The organism is Acinetobacter sp. M5A5_2a, assembly GCF_053345265.1.
Map to the genome: position 1 here is coordinate 335,574 of NZ_JBKEZV010000002.1, position 15,833 is coordinate 351,406.

The following is a 15,833-nucleotide window of genomic DNA, read 5'->3' on the forward strand; positions in this document are numbered from 1 at the left end:
AGCCCGTATACTGCCTTGATTTTCAAAAACAACTAATTTTAAGAATGCTGTGCAATACAAACCTTGTCAAGTACAGTGGTTTTCTCTTACAACTTCCTAACAATTCTACCAATAAATCCATACATCCTAAAAAATGGCTTTTAGCTTGCTATTAAACGCATTCCAGCCATTTACCATTCGTTCCCATACCGAACGGTCATTTGCCTCTTCAGGCTCTTCAACAGCTTCTTGCAACTCACTTTGGCTAAACATGAGCAAACCAGCTGCTGTTGCATACATCGAACGACGTAACGCGGCTTGATGCTGATCATCAGCATAAACCTGTAACGGTGGATTGCCCAAATGTGCAGATACCCCCAACATACGGCGAGCTAAACTCACCATACCTTCGATTTGACAAGCATCACCTGTCAGTACTACACCATGGTATAAACCATGAATTGCGCCGCTGTGTTCGAGTTCATCGCGAATCTGGCTAAAGATCTCTTCATAACGGGCAATAATAATTTCTGACAACTCAATTCGACTAATGGTTTGAGGGCCATCAATTCCTTCTACCTGAATCATGTGATCTGGCTTAACAGCACTTAAATCGACACAACCATACAGAATTTTAATGCGTTCAGCTTCTTCTGTCGTAGTTTGCAATACAGCAGCAATATCACGTGTAACGTGTTCACCACCGCGCTGCAATGTACGTGCCAGAGCCAAACGTCCATCTAGATAAACTGCAAGATTGGTAATGCCTGCGCCAACATCGACCAGACAAACACCATATTCTTTTTCATCTTTAAGTAAACTTGCCTCGGCGGTTGCCAAGCAAGATACCACCATTTTTTCAACCCCGATATTTGCACCTTTCATGGCGCGATCAAGGTTTTGCATAGTCGCTATAGGCATCATCATTAACTGATAATGTCCTGTCATACTATGGGCAGTCATGTTAATTGGATTCTGCACCCATTCAGCAGAATCACCCAATTCAAAGCCTAACGGCACTGCACTTGCTAAATAGTAATCAGAAGTCACATGACTTGCTTTTGCCAATTCTAACGCGCGCACGACTTCATTTGTTGTAATAACATGTGCTGGATTAGCAACTGGTGTGCGGCCAGAGGCATAAAAACTTTGCAACTCGGTACTCGGAATCGATACCCATGCGCTATGAATGCGACATTCGGCCATATTTTCCGCTTCAGCAACAGCATTTTTAATCGCAGCGATGACTTTATCGAGGCTTACGATTTTTCCTTTATTCATGCCACGATTGCGAGCAGTTGCCATACCGATAACTTGAATGTTATCCGGCGCATGAATTTTTCCAATCAAAACTGAAACTTTATGCGTCCCAATGTCAATCGCAACAACTGAGGGAACAGCTTCATTCATCACTCATACCATTTCTTTGTTGTTTAATACCAGGCAAATTGCCTATTTTAAAGCCACGTATTATGGCTTTGCTTTTGTTCCACCTGCAATGCTTGTGTCATCAATCGTTACAACAAACTGACCATTCACAATTTTAGGTGGTGTTGCGTTCTTCCATTGAATAGATAATCCATTACGATATCGCAAATCAATGGCTGAGATTTTCGACCACACCGGTTTTAAGTCAGATTGTGCCAGATGACTTAAACGTTGCAACTTATTCATTGTTTGATCTTGGTCAACAATAATTCGTAAACCTGTATCAAACTGCATAAACCAAGTCATTCGCTCCGTCAGATATAACTCTTTTAGGCGCAAATTGGCGGGATGGAATAATTGATTGATTTCATTATAGCGTCGCATCATCATTTTCGACTGGCTTACCGGACCATGTAGTAACGGAAGCTCAGGATGAATTGTCGGCTCTGCCTCACTGAATACATCGCCTCCATCGCTTAACAAGCGACCTGTTCCCCAACGGGCGATGGCATGGCGAGGCATGACACGAACACGAATACCATTGGGCCAGGCACGAGATACCACAACTCGGTCTACCCACGAAATTTCTAATGTTTTATCACGAATCTGCTCTAAATCAGATGTGAAATAATTCGCTTTTATAATTGGAGCAACATGCTGCATCACTTGTTGTGTTTCAACTGAAGACGCCGATCCCACAACCTCTAGCTTTGCAACTTTTGCATCTGTAATAACTTTATATAGCCCATAAATTCCGACTGCCAGCACTACAAAAGCAATAACCAACAGCACCCATCCACCAGCATTCGCAAGCTTCTGCTTACGTGTAGGCGGTTTATCATGAATAGAGGTGATGGCCGCACGTTTACGGCGCATGGAAGCCGGAAGTTGTGCCATATTTAAGCCGTACCTTCCAATGTTTGCTCAAGAATGGCAACACACAATTCATCAAAACTATAGCCAACAGCTTGAGCAGCTTTTGGAACTAAAGAGTGGCTGGTCATACCTGGCACAGTGTTTACTTCTAAAAGCCAGAAATTACCCTGCTCATCCTGCATCGCATCAATACGGCCCCAGCCTTCAGCACCAACTGCTTGAAAAGCACGTAAGCACAATGCTTGCAGGTTCTTCTCTTCTGTCTCACTTAGACCACAAGGAATGCCGTACTCAACATCATTACGTTCATATTTTGCTTCATAGTCATAAAAAGCAACGTCTGCTGGTGGTTGTAAACGAATAACCGGCAAAGGCTGTCCATTTAAGAACGAGATTGTGAATTCACGACCTGTGATCCATTTTTCTGCCATCACAACAGCATCGTGCTGAGTCGCCTTTTCAATTGCAGCAGCAAAGTCTTCTGCTTTCTCAACCTTACTCATGCCCACACTTGAGCCTTCATGTACAGGTTTGATAATGACAGGCAAGCCTAACTCAGCAATAACCGCATCTAAATCTGTATCTTTAGTAATAATGCGATATGGCGCTGTAGGTAAATCGCTACCTTGCCAGATTTGCTTGGTTTTGACTTTATCCATGCCAATCGCAGAACCTTGTACACCTGTTCCGGTATAAGGCAGATTTAACCATTCAAGTACACCTTGAATCTGGCCATCTTCACCGCCACGACCATGCAGTACAATAAATGCACGATCATAATTTACAAGTTCAGTCACACTGCGGTCTTGCGGATCAAATGCTTCAGCCTGAACACCTGAACGCAATAAAGCATCCAGAACTGCCTGACCACTATCTAAAGACACAGCACGCTCAGCCGATTTCCCACCAAATAGCACGGCAACTTTGCCGAATTTTGTAGCATTTGACACGTTTAAATCCTTAACCCGATAATTCAATATTTTTGTTTATTTCACATACAAATGGTGTTGTGCAAGTTCTACTGAAATTGCTCCAACGTTACCCGCACCCTGCGTTAATAACAAGTCATTTGGTTGTAACACATTTTGCATGATGTTTTGCAAATTACCTTCAACCGGATCGACCAAAATCGGTTCCACCTGTCCACGTAAACGAATACTACGCGCCAAAGTACGGCTGTCAGCACCTACAATAGGCTTTTCACCGGCAGGATAAACTTCCAGTAATAATAATTGATCGACTTGAGAAAGAACTTCAATAAAGTCATCAAAACAATCGCGGGTACGAGAGTAACGGTGTGGCTGGAATAACATAACCAAACGACGATCTGGATGGCTCTGGCGAGCAGCTTTAATAGTCGCTTCTACTTCTTTCGGATGGTGACCATAGTCATCAACTAGCTTAACGTTACCATCGGCAAGTTCGAATTCGCCTTGTACTTGGAAGCGACGACCAACACCACTAAAGCCTGCTAAAGCGCGACTAATTGCATCATCAGAAACACCTTCGTCAGTCGCAACACCAATAGCAGCTAGAGCATTTAAGATGTTATGCATACCCGGTTGGTTGATGGTTAAACGTAGCGGCTCACGACCTTTACGTAACACCGTAAAGTGTGAACGCATACCATCTTGTTCAACATCAATTGCGCGAATGTCGTTATCTTCATTAAAACCATAAGTAATAACTGGGCGGCCTACACGTGGCATAATTTCACGAATGTTGGCGTCATCACCACAAACTACAGCCAAACCATAAAATGGTAAGTTATGAAGGAACTGTACGAACGTATCTTTTAATTTATCAAAGCTACCTTCATAGGTATCCATATGGTCAGCATCGATATTCGTTACAATGGCTGCCATCGGTTGCAAATAAAGGAAAGACGCATCTGACTCATCAGCTTCAGCCACGATAAAACGACTTTCACCCAGTGCAGCATTTACACCTGTGCTATTAAGCAAACCACCAATGACATAAGTTGGATCAAGGTTTTCTTCAGCCAACATTGTAGTTAAAAGACTAGTCGTCGTGGTTTTACCATGTGTACCAGCTACAGCAATACCATGACGGTAACGCATAAGCTCACCTAGCATCTCTGCGCGGCGTACGATTGGAGTACGTTGTTCAATCGCTGCTTTGATTTCTGGATTTTCTGGATCAATCGCTGTAGAAACTACAAGTACATTGGCATTTTTAATATTTTCCGCTTGATGGCCAATATAAACCTTGATGCCATTTTGCTCTAATTGTTCTGTAGTCTTAGATGCTTTAATGTCTGAACCAGAAATTTTATAACCTTGGTTACCCAATACCTCTGCAATGCCACACATCCCAGCACCACCGATCCCCACAAAATGAATGTGTTTGATACGGCGCATTTCAGGCACTTTAATCAGTTTTTTTGCTTGGTTCGCAGCTGTTGATGGAGACATAGTAAATCCGATTACATTTTTTGGATAAGATCAACCACATGCTGAGTCGCATTTGGTTGGGCATGTTGACGCGCTTTAACTGCCATTTCTGTAAGTAATTGGCGGTTCATCAGCGAAGTGAACAATTCATTTAAAACATCTGGTGTCATAGTCGATTGCTGGCAAATTTTTGCAGCGCCGATATCAGCCAGAAATTTGGCATTTGCAGTTTGATGGTCGTCAACTGCTATAGGAAGTGGTACAAAAACTGCGGCCACGCCTGCTGTTGCAACTTCCGTCACCGTCAATGCTCCAGCTCGGCAAATAATTAAATCAGCTTCACTATAAGCCTTTGCCATATCTTCAATAAACGGCAAAACCTGCACCTTTAAATTGGATGGTGCATCTGCATAAAGTGCTTGAGTTGCTTCAACTTGTTGTTGACCACTTTGATGAAAAATATTGAGTGGAACTTGTATTTTTTTGAGCGCTGGCGGTAAATGTTCATTAAGCGCTTTTGCACCTAAAGAACCGCCGACAATTAAAATATTTAAAGGTTGTCCCGCTTGCTCACGCGCATCATAACGCCACTTAGAGCTTAAAATATCTGTGATTTCACGACGTACCGGATTTCCGGTTGTAACAACTTTTTCGCTAACAGGAAAAGTATTTGGAAATGCTTCACACACGACTTTAGCAACGCGCGCTAACTGTGCATTGGTAAAACCAGCAACCGCATTTTGCTCGTGAATAAGTACTGGAATACCTAACAATCGTGCTGCTAAACCACCAGGCCCCGCAACATAACCACCAAATCCCGCCACAGCATCAACTTTAAGCTGTTTCATATAGCGCATTGCGCTTAAAGTCGCTTTTAAAATTTTAAAAGGCGCAGCAAGTTTACGGATCACACCGTTCCCACGAACACCTTGAATATCAATTTGATAAATTGGAATATTTTGATCTTTTAATAAACGATTTTCCATACCTGTTGGCGTGGCTAACCATGAAACCTGACAACCTTGTTGTTGAAGTTGTTTGGCTACGGCGAGGGCTGGAAAAACATGTCCACCTGTACCGGCAGCCATCATCATGACATGTTTAGGTTTGCTTTGCTGTGAATCGGTCACGGTCTAATTCTTCAACTCAAAAAACAATGGAAATTGTCATCTATTTTTGTAGCCGTTTATTTTAATCCTAAAGCTTCATTAACGAAAAGCTAATTTCACTCGTTTATAACAGAAAGATGTGCTTTTTTGAAAATATGCCTACAAAGCACTAGCGTATTTCATATTGTGATTTTATTAATTCATATATTTTCAGGTGATTTCCCATAAATACCGCTGAAAATCACCTGAAATAAATAATTAAGTCGTACGACCCGCTTCTAATACATCAAACAGATTATCGGCAATTGATGTACCAAATTGAGCATCAATTTCACGAATACATGTTGGGCTAGTGACATTAATTTCAGTGACATAATTGCCAATCACATCTAAACCAACAAAAATCAAACCTTTTTCGCGCAAGAAAGGGCCAATTTTAGCTGCGATCAGTTTATCGTTTTCAGTCAGCGGACGCGCTTGACCTAAGCCACCTGCCGCTAAGTTACCACGCACTTCACCATTTTGTGGAATACGAGCTAGACAGTAAGGAATAGGTTCACCGTTTACCATCAAAATACGCTTATCCCCTTCTACAATCTCAGGAATATAACGCTGAGCCATAATTGGACGAGTACCTAACTCTGTAAGCATTTCTAAAGTAGAACCAATATTTACACCGTCTTGGTATAAACGGAAAATTCCCGTACCACCCATACCATCAAGTGGTTTCACAATGACATCGCCATGTTCTTTAAGAAATTCACGAATTAAACTTTGTTGCGATGTTACAAGTGTAGGTACTTGCAGCTCTGGGAATTGCGTTGCAAATAGCTTTTCATTGCAATCACGCAATGACTGAGGCTTATTGATAATCCATGAACCTTCGCGTTCAGCTTGTTCAAGCACGTAAGTTGTATAGACAAAATTCATATCAAACGGTGGATCTTTACGCATCAATACCACATCGTAAGCCGCGATAGATTCTTTTTTCTTTTCGCCCAATTCGTAATAATGATTGTAATCTTCAAATACTTTTAATGGCGAGATTAGACCGTAAGCCTTACCTTGATCGATATATAAATCTTGTTGTAATGCATAACCCAATTCATGTCCACGACGGCTCGCCGCCCACAACATTGCCATGGTTGAATCCTTTTTAAGATTTACGGTTTCAATCGGATCCATGACGACAAGTACACGCATGCTCAAGCTCTTCATAAAATTTAAATTAGCATGAGTATAGCTGAGATTTTTCACTCGTTTTTCTTAATTTCAGTAAATCGTTATCTGTTATTCCATTAACTAGAACTCAAGTAAATTCAGTTAAACTATGACCATAAAATATTATTTTTAAAGGCTAAAGATGAAACTTTATCGCTATTTAACTGGCCCTGATGACTCTGCTTTTTGTGCACGAGTAACTAAAGCACTGAATCACGGCTGGGAATTATATGAAGCACCCAGCATGACCTTTAATGGCACACATGTGATTGTTGGACAAGCAATTTGCAAAACGATTGACGAGAATTATGATCCAGAAATGGATATTTTAGATGTTCTCAAAAATAATGCTTAACTCAAACATTTCCTTTCATCTCTAAAAACATCTTCTTAATCCAAATTAATAACTCAAGCTAACCAATACTCCCCCTTGTTAGCTTGAGCAATCGCTACACCCCTTCAAAATAAAGACTTAAAAAAGCAATCTCATAAATTTTAAAGACAATAGTTCTTTTATTCTAAACAAAGAAATGATTATAATTATCATTAATACTTTTATTTTTGTTAATTGATTTTATTTTATGTTAAGAATTTCTACATCATCTCCCCCAATTAAGCGTTTGTTCCCGCTCAGCTTACTCAGTTTAATGATCTTGAATATTCAAGGTGTATACGCTGAAGACTCTAGTAACTCATCCTCGAAAGTTGCAGCGACCATGCCCACCATAAAAATTGAGGCGATGAGTGAGTTAGACCCAATTAAAAGCTATATCGACTATGACAAGGCCAATGTCACACGTAACGGTTTAGACAAAAAAGATATCCCTCAAACCATTGATACCATTGATGTTCAGAAATATAAAATTTATGGATCAAATGATTTAAGCGTTATGCTGCAAGGTACCCCAGGGGTATCTACCAATTACGATATGCGTGGTGATGGCATTACCATTCGTGGTTTTGGTGCTGATACAGGTGATATTTACCGTGATGGTATACGTGAAAGTGGTCAAGTACGCCGTAGTACTGCCAATATTGAGCGTATTGAAATTTTAAAAGGCCCCGCTTCTGTTTTATATGGCCGTAGTGCTGGTGGCGGGGTTGTGAATATGGTGAGTAAATTCGCCAATTTTGACTCTAAAAGTTCAGTTGGCGCTTATGCAGGTTCATACGATAACTATGGAACCACTGCTGACATCAACCAAGTCATTAATGACAATTTAGCAGTACGCCTTACGGGAGAATATGGCGAGACAGATAGCTTCCGCTCTGGTATTGAAAATAAAATTGAGATGTTTTCACCAAGTTTTACGTATAAAAATGATGATGGAACGCTTACTTGGACTACACAATATACCTATGACAAATTAGGTCGTGTGCCTGATCGTGGTCCAGCATATGAAAACTTGCCTGCGGGAACTTCGATCAAAACAGGATTTGCCCAAGACGGCGATTATGTTGATGATATTTTGCAAGTTGTGCGTACTGATGTGGATTATCAATATGCACCTGATTGGAACTTTCACTGGGCAGCAAGTTACCGACAAGCAGAACAGAACTTTGATCACTTTTACTTTGGAACTTATTGTGGGTTAGATGGAAAAAACTCAAAGAATGAGTCTTGTACTAAAAAAGGTTACATCGACCAAATTTACTACTGGCAACAAACCAGCAATAAGACCACCACCAATACATTTGATATTAAGGGCAAGTTCAAAACAGGTTCGCTTGAACATCAAATCATGATGGGTACAGACTGGACTTATGAACAGCGAGAGCCACGTCTAGCCAATAAAACTCAAAATGGGTCAGCCATTTATGGTTACGTTAATCCATTCACGGGCGAACGTGAATATAGTCGTGGCAATGGCCCATTAGAAATTAGACAGCACAACTATAATGAAGGCACAACTTATGGCGTATTTATTCAGGATTTAATTGGTCTAAATGACCAACTTAAACTGATGATGGGTGTCCGCTACGATTACTTCGACTTTTCAACCACCAACAAATTAACTAATGAACACCGTAATGTAAAAGATGGCAGCTTTAGCCCGAATGTTGGCTTGGTATGGCAACCGCTTCCTGAACATAGTTTTTATACGTCTTACTCTAAGAGCTTTGCACCATTTGGTGGACAAATGGGTGTTAACCAAGTTACTGGAAGCACTGATGTCACAAAAATGGATAAAGAGCCTCAATATAACGAGCAATACGAAGTTGGGGTAAAAAGCGAATGGTTAGATAGTCGTTTAAATACTCAATTTTCGGTCTTTGATATTCGTAAAAATAATATCCGCTATAAACCAAAGCCTAATGAAGAACCAGAAGTATGGGCAACGGCCGGTCAGCATCAATCTCGTGGTCTTGAATTTAGTTTTATTGGCCGTGTACTAGATAATGTCTTTGTCCGCGGTGGTTATGGCTACACAGATGCGAAAGTAAAAGAAGACAAACAAAAACCTGAACAAGAAGGCAACTCTTTAGCCAACACATCAAAAAATACAGGTAATTTATTTATTCGCTATTTACCAACCGAACAGTGGTATACCGAAATGGGTGTGACTTATGTCGGATCTTATTATCCAAATATTAATAATCAAGTAAAAATGGAAGGCTTTAATCGCGTCGATGCAGCAATTGGCTATAGTGCAGACCCATGGAATATCACACTTGCAGTGAACAACTTAACCAATAAAGAGTATTGGCGTTCAGACAGCATGCCGGGCACACCACGTAATGTTTTATTGCGTTTGAACTATCAGTTCTAAGTAAAAATATAAATTGGCATACCCTATTTAGAGGTATGCCTTTTTCTTTTTAGATACCGTATTTTCGCGATAAGCTTGCATGTTTGCTAGCGCTTCTTTTTCGCCTTTGGGTAATGACTGAACAAGGTCAACAAGACAAGTTGGACATGACGTTGAAGTGTACGAAGTAGAATGTAAAAGATTTCGAACAGGTCACTTTATTGACTAGAAGTGATAAAACCGCTTAAAAAAGCAGCTGACATATTACAAAATCGGCTTTTGCTGTTTTCAAAGGTGGAAAAATATTTAAATTAGAGCATTTTGCATAACGACCATTATGTGAAATCCGATACACCTAACAATAACTTCATATATCTTCTACCTCTTTATCTCTCAATATAATTCTTATGTAACATATTAGTCAGAAGCATATTTAAACCTAACTCAAAAATTTCATCTTGATCTTCTTGCGTCCAATATGATTTAGCATCTTCTAACAAAGGATATCTATCAATTTTTAGATTTTTATTTGCTAGGTAATATCCTTTCGCTTCATCAATACCCATTCCAATCAAGTAGTAATTTAAAATTCTTAAAAAGTAACTGGCATCTTTTACAGCTAGGTTGGCATTTTTAAAAATTAATAAAATACCATTCATAAAGTTATATCCAATATCTGTATTCAATGGGTGTATAGCTAAGATAGGAAAAAAATTTGGATATTCTTGGGATAATGTTCTCCATTGTTTTGCTACATACATTAATTGTTCTTTTGGATCATCTCTTTGGCTTTGAAACGTAATTTTTGTAATTAAAAAATCTACAATCTGATCAAGAATTTCTTCTTTATTCTTCATGTGATAGTAAATACTCATCGCTTCACAATCCAGCTTTTGAGCGAGTTTACGTAGGCTGAAGCTTTCTATACCTTGTTCTTCTATCATTTCTAAAGCAGTTTGAATGATCAAATCTTTCGACAAATTAGCTTTTGATTTTTTTTGATTCTTAGTTTGATTTGACATAAAAATGATTACCTAATAATGTACCTTACAGTGTAAGGCTAACAAAAAAAGGAAAAATAATGAACTACACATTACAGAGTTGGAAACAAGAAGGAAATTATTTAACTTTTAATAATTTTAAAATCTTCTATAAGTTTTCACCTAAACCAGATGCTCAAACAATTTTTCTTATCCATGGGTATCCTACTAGTTCATTTGATTGGGCAAAGATCTGGGATACTTTAAAAGAGAATTACCAACTACTTGCTATCGATTTGCTTGGGCTAGGATTTTCTGATAAACCTAGTAGATATGGGTATTCTGTTCAAGATCATGCGGATCAATGTATTTCTTTGCTTGAAAAATTGAATCTACAGAATGTTCATTTGATAGGCCATGATTTGGGCGTTGGAATCATTCAGGAATTACTCGACCGACAGCAGAAGAACCTTTTATCATTTCAGATTAAATCTTCTGTTTTTATGAATGGTAGTTTATTTCCTGAAGTTTATCGCCCCCGCCTTATCCAAATACTTATGGCTTCTTTTGTTGGACATATTATTACATCGTTCTTATCTTTTCGTGTTTTCTCAAAAAACATGAAAAATATGTTTGATCAAAAGAGTCAGCCAAGCCATATAGATTTACAACAATGGTATCAACTCTTAAATATCAATCAAGGAAAGAAAAGTTTAGTTCAATTGAACCGTGCAATTTTCGAACGTTTTAAACATCGAGATAGATTGGTAGGTGCATTAATCAACAGTCAAATTCCTATGCTTCTCATCAATGGAAAAAGAGATCCCAATTCTGGTGAACATATGGCACAAAGATATAAAGAAATCATTCCTAATCCAAAAGTGATTGAACTTGACGATTGTGGACACTGGACGCCTTGGGAACAGCCAAGCATAGTAGAAAAAGAAATAAAAGCTTTTTTGTCTTCATTTTTTACCACTAATTAATTTTTTTTATTTCCTTGTACTAGATCAAGTGTTCAGCGCACTAGAACGGTTTTTTTATAATTTTTCAGGCCCCACGACTATCATTTAACCAATGCCATTAGATCAACTCAATAATTAAATTATAAAAAAAGGAAGCCATAGCTTCCTTTTCCATACCTAACTCTTAGATACCGTATTTTTCGCGATAAGCTTGCATATTTGCTAGTGCTTCTTTTTCGCCTTTCGCATCTAAATAATCCATTAAATCTTTCATAGTAATCAGCGCATGCACAGGAATTTCTAATTCTTTTTGAACTTCTTGAATTGCAGAAAGCTCACCTTGACCACGTTCTTGACGATCTAGCGCAACTAAAACACCAGCGATAGTTGCACCAGCATTTTTCAAAATCGTTACGACTTCACGAATGGCTGTACCTGCGGTAATTACGTCATCAATAATCCAGACTTTTTTACCTTCAACCGCAGCACCAACTAAAACACCACCTTCACCATGATCTTTTGCTTCTTTACGGTTAAAGCCCCATGGCACACTTTTGTTGTGTACTTGCGACAAGGCAACAGCAGTCGCTGCTACAAACGGAATGCCTTTGTAAGCTGGTCCAAAAATAACATCAACATTTTGGCATTGTGTTAATTTATCGGCATAGCCTTGTGCCAAAAGAGATAAAGCTTCACCATCGTTGAGTAGGCCTGCATTAAAAAAATAAGGACTCACGCGTCCAGATTTTAAAGTAAACTCACCAAATTTAAGCACACCGCGTGATAATGCGAGTTCGATAAATGCTTGCGGGTTAAATGACACAGGCGTTGTCATGAGGTGCTCCAAATTCACAATTGAGGTTAAATTTTCGCATGATACCAAAGGATCAGTATCCAAGTGATGTAAAAATTCTTCGAGTCGTTTCCATTAACGTAAATGGCTTGCGTTCTTCGGTGACGAAAGGCTTACTTGAATGGTTAGAACAATCAGATGCCGATGTAGTATGCATGCAGGAAAGCCGCATTACCCATGAACAATGGACTGAAAAATTTAGACCCGAAGGATGGCATACCCATCTATTTCCAGCAGAGCGTGCAGGTTACGCAGGAACTGCCATATATAGCCGCCTACCCTTTGTCTCTGTTAAAGATGGTTTAGGGTTTGAACTGGCTGACAGTCAAGGTCGCTTTATTTCTGCTGAATTCGATTTAGGTTTGTCACATCCAGTACATATTGCATCATTATACTTACCTTCAGGCTCAAGTGGTGAAGAAGCGCAAGCACGTAAAGATTTATTTTTAGGTGAATACGCGAGAATCTTGAAACAATGGCGTGATGAAAATAAGTCAGTGATCATTTGTGGTGACTACAACATTGTTCATAAACGGATTGATATTAAAAACTGGTCAGGTAATCAAAAATCATCTGGGTGTTTACCGCATGAACGTGCATGGCTTGACCATATTTATGATGAACTTGGCTATGTTGATACCTTCCGTGTAGTTCGAGCAGAAGCAGAACTTTATTCATGGTGGTCAAATCGCGGTCAAGCTCGCGCAAAAAATGTAGGGTGGCGTATTGACTATCAAGCGTGTTCACCGGACTGGAAAACACGTGTAGCTAACGCATGGGTCTTTAAAGATCAATGGTTTAGCGACCATGCACCCGTTATCATCGACTATAAAATTCAAGAATAAGTGAACAGTTGTTCACTTACATTGTCGTTTTAGCTTACAGCATATGTCGTTTTTGAGTATTTTTCTTACACAACTTTAACGGCATTATAGCTGCACGGCACAGGGAAGCAGTCAGGATGACGCAAAAGGATAGGACGCCGTAGGAAGATAAAATAAACTTATGATAAGTTTATTTGCAAGGATGTGACATTGGACGTTGAAATGAGACCCGCATGATCAGGATGATTAAATGCGGGTTTTCTCTTTTTCAGTCTCTTATTTTTTGCGCTAAGTTCTTTTAGTTTTAACTTCTTCTTATTAAGCTCATTATCGCTTTGTCTTATGACAATAACATGACATTTCTCTTTCGATTAATCATAATTTTTCATTTGTTTTAAAAGTATCTGTATAAAGTAGTGCTCAAATGCTTTTTGGGTTAGGCTGTGTGCTCTCTCTTTTTGACATGGTCCGATAAAATGTTAAAAATTTATGGAATCAAAAACTGTAACTCAATGAAAAAAGCATTTGATGCTTTGCAAGCCAAAGCGCTTAACTATGATTTTCATGATTATAAAAAACAAGGGATTGATGTAGATACCCTAAAAATTTGGTTAAAAGAAATTGGGCAAGACATTGTTCTAAACAAAAAAGGAACCACTTGGCGCAAGCTATCAGAAGAAGAACAAACACGTGCATTAAGCAGTGAAGACCATCTTATTGAAGCACTTATTGCTCAACCAAGTTTAATTAAAAGACCAGTTTTACAAACCTCCCAAGGTTTTATCGTCGGTTTTGATGAAGCGATATATCAAAATATCCAAGCATAAAAAAACGAGCCATTTGGCTCGTTTTTTTAATAAAACTTTTAGTTAGCGCGAATCCATGTCTGGTTACGACCAAGTGCAGAAACGCCAATATATCCACGTAATTTAAGCTTCTTACCGCCATCTGTTAACTCACCTTTCAATTTGTAAGTTTTGCCAGATTTAGGATCTAAAATCGTACCGTTTTCATAACTGTTATCACCTACATTTTTTAAATTATGTACAATGGTGACACCTTTAAGTGGTTTGTTTTTGTACGGACCTTCACATTTTGTACAAACGTTTTCTTCGCCTGGTGTCAAAATGTTTTGAATGGTTGCAGTTAAGGTTCCATCCTTCTGTTCCGTAAATTTAACTACGGCTTTTGGCTTATTGGTCTGATCATCAATTGTTTTCCATACCGTTCCATTGAGTGTATCAGCCGCATTGGCAAATGCAGCCATACCAATGAGTCCTAAAGCTAAAGCAATCTTTTTCATTTTTGTAATATCCTTGGGTCTTTCAAGATTTTAGTATTCAGAAGTCGCAAAGATATTGCAATTTTTGAATGTGACTGTTTCGTGTAACCTTGTAATCTTGCAAAATAAAATTTACAAGAAAACAAGAAACTAGCATAAAAATGGATGCTCTATGAATATATCAAATGTTTGGAAATATTACTTTACAGAAACTTTTCTTAAAACAACAATTCGCAAGCCAAGTCAGCTAAATTTACCGCCTACTGCCTTACGTCCTGTTTTAGACCAAATGTGTCGTGCTTTTCCACGACAAAAAAATGTCTCTGTTCGCCCAATTCGGCTGGCAGGCATTAAAGGTGAAGAAATCAAACCGCAAGATCATGCTACTCAACTGATTTTTCACATTCATGGCGGTGCTTTTTTTCTTGGCAGTGTCAAAACACACCATGCTTTTATGACAGATTTGGCCGCTCGCACCCAAATGCAAGTTATTCATGTGGACTATCCACTTGCGCCTGAACACCCATACCCTGAGGCAACCGAAGCTCTATATGACATCTATCAATCTTTAGTTGTACAAGGTGTTCAGCCAAAAGATATTATTTTATCGGGTGATTCATGCGGAGCGAATTTAGCACTAGCACTTTGTTTACGCTTAAAAGAACAACCTGAGCTCATGCCAAGTGGTCTTATTTTATTGTCGCCTTTTTTAGATTTAACACTGACAAGCGAATCATTAAGATTTAACCAGAAACATGATGCACTGCTTTCGCTTGAAGCCCTGCAAACAGGGATCCAACATTATATTGGCAATCAGATTGCAGCCGATGACTCACGTGTTTCGCCTATTTTCGATGACTTGCATGGCCTACCACCAACCTTAGTTCAAGTAGGTTCTAAAGAAATATTATTAGACGATGCCAAGCGCTTTAGAGAAAAAGCCGAAGATGCAGGTGTTAAAGTTCAATTCAAACTTTATACAGGTATGTGGCATAACTTCCAGATGTTTAATGCATGGTTTGATGAAGCAAAACAAGCTTTGGCAGATATTGCTGAATTTGCTCATGAACTCGATAAAACTTAATTTATCTATAAATGATGTGAACAGTGAATAAAACTTTTCACATTATTTTCTTTATAAAAAGTCATCAT

The 15,833-nt window shown here is 39.0% G+C and carries 15 protein-coding genes; 6 read left to right on the forward strand and 9 right to left on the reverse strand.

Annotated elements, in window-relative coordinates:
• Nucleotides 1-126: 126 nt before the first annotated feature.
• From ftsA to gshB, 6 genes are all read right to left on the reverse strand, one after another.
• Nucleotides 127-1,389, reverse strand: a complete 1,263-nt coding sequence (gene ftsA / locus ACLBWE_RS03950) for a cell division protein FtsA (protein WP_045433761.1) — start codon at nucleotides 1,387-1,389, stop codon at nucleotides 127-129.
• Between the two features lie 60 nt (nucleotides 1,390-1,449).
• Nucleotides 1,450-2,304: a cell division protein FtsQ/DivIB gene (locus tag ACLBWE_RS03955; RefSeq protein WP_005038012.1), complete on the reverse strand. Its 855-nt coding sequence runs from the start codon at nucleotides 2,302-2,304 to the stop codon at nucleotides 1,450-1,452.
• Between the two features lie 2 nt (nucleotides 2,305-2,306).
• On the reverse strand, nucleotides 2,307-3,233 hold the full coding sequence (locus ACLBWE_RS03960) for a D-alanine--D-alanine ligase (protein ID WP_017391045.1): 927 nt from the start codon (nucleotides 3,231-3,233) through the stop codon (nucleotides 2,307-2,309).
• Nucleotides 3,234-3,269: 36 nt separating this feature from the next.
• Nucleotides 3,270-4,718: a UDP-N-acetylmuramate--L-alanine ligase gene (gene murC, locus ACLBWE_RS03965; protein WP_003654096.1), complete on the reverse strand. Its 1,449-nt coding sequence runs from the start codon at nucleotides 4,716-4,718 to the stop codon at nucleotides 3,270-3,272.
• Nucleotides 4,719-4,729: 11 nt separating this feature from the next.
• The gene (murG, locus tag ACLBWE_RS03970) at nucleotides 4,730-5,827 is read right to left on the reverse strand and encodes an undecaprenyldiphospho-muramoylpentapeptide beta-N-acetylglucosaminyltransferase (protein ID WP_132070613.1); all 1,098 of its coding nucleotides are present in this window, start codon (nucleotides 5,825-5,827) and stop codon (nucleotides 4,730-4,732) included.
• Between the two features lie 237 nt (nucleotides 5,828-6,064).
• A complete protein-coding gene (gene gshB, locus ACLBWE_RS03975) occupies nucleotides 6,065-7,009 on the reverse strand; it encodes a glutathione synthase (RefSeq protein WP_092708475.1) in 945 nt (314 codons plus the stop codon).
• Between the two features lie 160 nt (nucleotides 7,010-7,169).
• Here gshB and ACLBWE_RS03980 point away from each other — a divergent pair, with 160 nt between their 5' ends.
• Both ACLBWE_RS03980 and ACLBWE_RS03985 read left to right on the forward strand, forming a co-directional pair.
• Nucleotides 7,170-7,382: a DUF1737 domain-containing protein gene (locus ACLBWE_RS03980; protein ID WP_004639994.1), complete on the forward strand. Its 213-nt coding sequence runs from the start codon at nucleotides 7,170-7,172 to the stop codon at nucleotides 7,380-7,382.
• A gap of 226 nt (nucleotides 7,383-7,608) precedes the next feature.
• On the forward strand, nucleotides 7,609-9,798 hold the full coding sequence (locus ACLBWE_RS03985) for a TonB-dependent receptor (RefSeq protein WP_447601297.1): 2,190 nt from the start codon (nucleotides 7,609-7,611) through the stop codon (nucleotides 9,796-9,798).
• A 365-nt stretch (nucleotides 9,799-10,163) separates the two neighbouring features.
• On the opposite strand, the gene ACLBWE_RS03990 is transcribed toward ACLBWE_RS03985, so the two are convergent.
• On the reverse strand, nucleotides 10,164-10,799 hold the full coding sequence (locus tag ACLBWE_RS03990) for a TetR/AcrR family transcriptional regulator (RefSeq protein ID WP_447601299.1): 636 nt from the start codon (nucleotides 10,797-10,799) through the stop codon (nucleotides 10,164-10,166).
• Between the two features lie 59 nt (nucleotides 10,800-10,858).
• Between ACLBWE_RS03990 and ACLBWE_RS03995 the strand changes: the two genes are divergently transcribed.
• Nucleotides 10,859-11,743 (forward strand): alpha/beta fold hydrolase, encoded by an 885-nt coding sequence (locus tag ACLBWE_RS03995; RefSeq protein ID WP_447601301.1) that lies wholly within the window; start codon nucleotides 10,859-10,861, stop codon nucleotides 11,741-11,743.
• A gap of 163 nt (nucleotides 11,744-11,906) precedes the next feature.
• Here ACLBWE_RS03995 and pyrE read toward each other — a convergent pair whose 3' ends face one another.
• Nucleotides 11,907-12,557: an orotate phosphoribosyltransferase gene (pyrE, locus tag ACLBWE_RS04000; RefSeq protein WP_004639998.1), complete on the reverse strand. Its 651-nt coding sequence runs from the start codon at nucleotides 12,555-12,557 to the stop codon at nucleotides 11,907-11,909.
• 38 nt (nucleotides 12,558-12,595) lie between these two features.
• Between pyrE and ACLBWE_RS04005 the strand changes: the two genes are divergently transcribed.
• Both ACLBWE_RS04005 and ACLBWE_RS04010 read left to right on the forward strand, forming a co-directional pair.
• On the forward strand, nucleotides 12,596-13,420 hold the full coding sequence (locus ACLBWE_RS04005; protein ID WP_447601304.1) for an exodeoxyribonuclease III: 825 nt from the start codon (nucleotides 12,596-12,598) through the stop codon (nucleotides 13,418-13,420).
• A 455-nt stretch (nucleotides 13,421-13,875) separates the two neighbouring features.
• A complete protein-coding gene (locus ACLBWE_RS04010) occupies nucleotides 13,876-14,226 on the forward strand; it encodes a Spx/MgsR family RNA polymerase-binding regulatory protein (protein ID WP_447601306.1) in 351 nt (116 codons plus the stop codon).
• A 38-nt stretch (nucleotides 14,227-14,264) separates the two neighbouring features.
• Here ACLBWE_RS04010 and ACLBWE_RS04015 read toward each other — a convergent pair whose 3' ends face one another.
• Nucleotides 14,265-14,702 (reverse strand): DUF2147 domain-containing protein, encoded by a 438-nt coding sequence (locus ACLBWE_RS04015; RefSeq protein WP_151821819.1) that lies wholly within the window; start codon nucleotides 14,700-14,702, stop codon nucleotides 14,265-14,267.
• A gap of 151 nt (nucleotides 14,703-14,853) precedes the next feature.
• On the opposite strand from ACLBWE_RS04015, the gene ACLBWE_RS04020 reads away from it, so the two are divergent.
• Nucleotides 14,854-15,765 (forward strand): alpha/beta hydrolase, encoded by a 912-nt coding sequence (locus tag ACLBWE_RS04020; protein WP_447601308.1) that lies wholly within the window; start codon nucleotides 14,854-14,856, stop codon nucleotides 15,763-15,765.
• Nucleotides 15,766-15,833: the final 68 nt, after the last annotated feature.

Bases quoted from the DNA above. Each gene is read 5' to 3' on its own strand.
- ACLBWE_RS03990 (WP_447601299.1), bottom strand. From the start codon at position 10,799: ATGTCAAATCAAACTAAGAATCAAAAAAAATCAAAAGCTAATTTGTCG.
- ftsA (WP_045433761.1), bottom strand. From the start codon at position 1,389: ATGAATGAAGCTGTTCCCTCAGTTGTTGCGATTGACATTGGGACGCAT.
- ACLBWE_RS03985 (WP_447601297.1), top strand. From the start codon at position 7,609: ATGTTAAGAATTTCTACATCATCTCCCCCAATTAAGCGTTTGTTCCCG.
- ACLBWE_RS04010 (WP_447601306.1), top strand. From the start codon at position 13,876: ATGTTAAAAATTTATGGAATCAAAAACTGTAACTCAATGAAAAAAGCA.
- ACLBWE_RS03955 (WP_005038012.1), bottom strand. From the start codon at position 2,304: ATGGCACAACTTCCGGCTTCCATGCGCCGTAAACGTGCGGCCATCACC.
- gshB (WP_092708475.1), bottom strand. From the start codon at position 7,009: ATGCGTGTACTTGTCGTCATGGATCCGATTGAAACCGTAAATCTTAAA.
- ACLBWE_RS03995 (WP_447601301.1), top strand. From the start codon at position 10,859: ATGAACTACACATTACAGAGTTGGAAACAAGAAGGAAATTATTTAACT.
- ACLBWE_RS03980 (WP_004639994.1), top strand. From the start codon at position 7,170: ATGAAACTTTATCGCTATTTAACTGGCCCTGATGACTCTGCTTTTTGT.
- murC (WP_003654096.1), bottom strand. From the start codon at position 4,718: ATGTCTCCATCAACAGCTGCGAACCAAGCAAAAAAACTGATTAAAGTG.
- ACLBWE_RS04020 (WP_447601308.1), top strand. From the start codon at position 14,854: ATGAATATATCAAATGTTTGGAAATATTACTTTACAGAAACTTTTCTT.
- ACLBWE_RS04015 (WP_151821819.1), bottom strand. From the start codon at position 14,702: ATGAAAAAGATTGCTTTAGCTTTAGGACTCATTGGTATGGCTGCATTT.
- pyrE (WP_004639998.1), bottom strand. From the start codon at position 12,557: ATGACAACGCCTGTGTCATTTAACCCGCAAGCATTTATCGAACTCGCA.
- ACLBWE_RS04005 (WP_447601304.1), top strand. From the start codon at position 12,596: ATGATACCAAAGGATCAGTATCCAAGTGATGTAAAAATTCTTCGAGTC.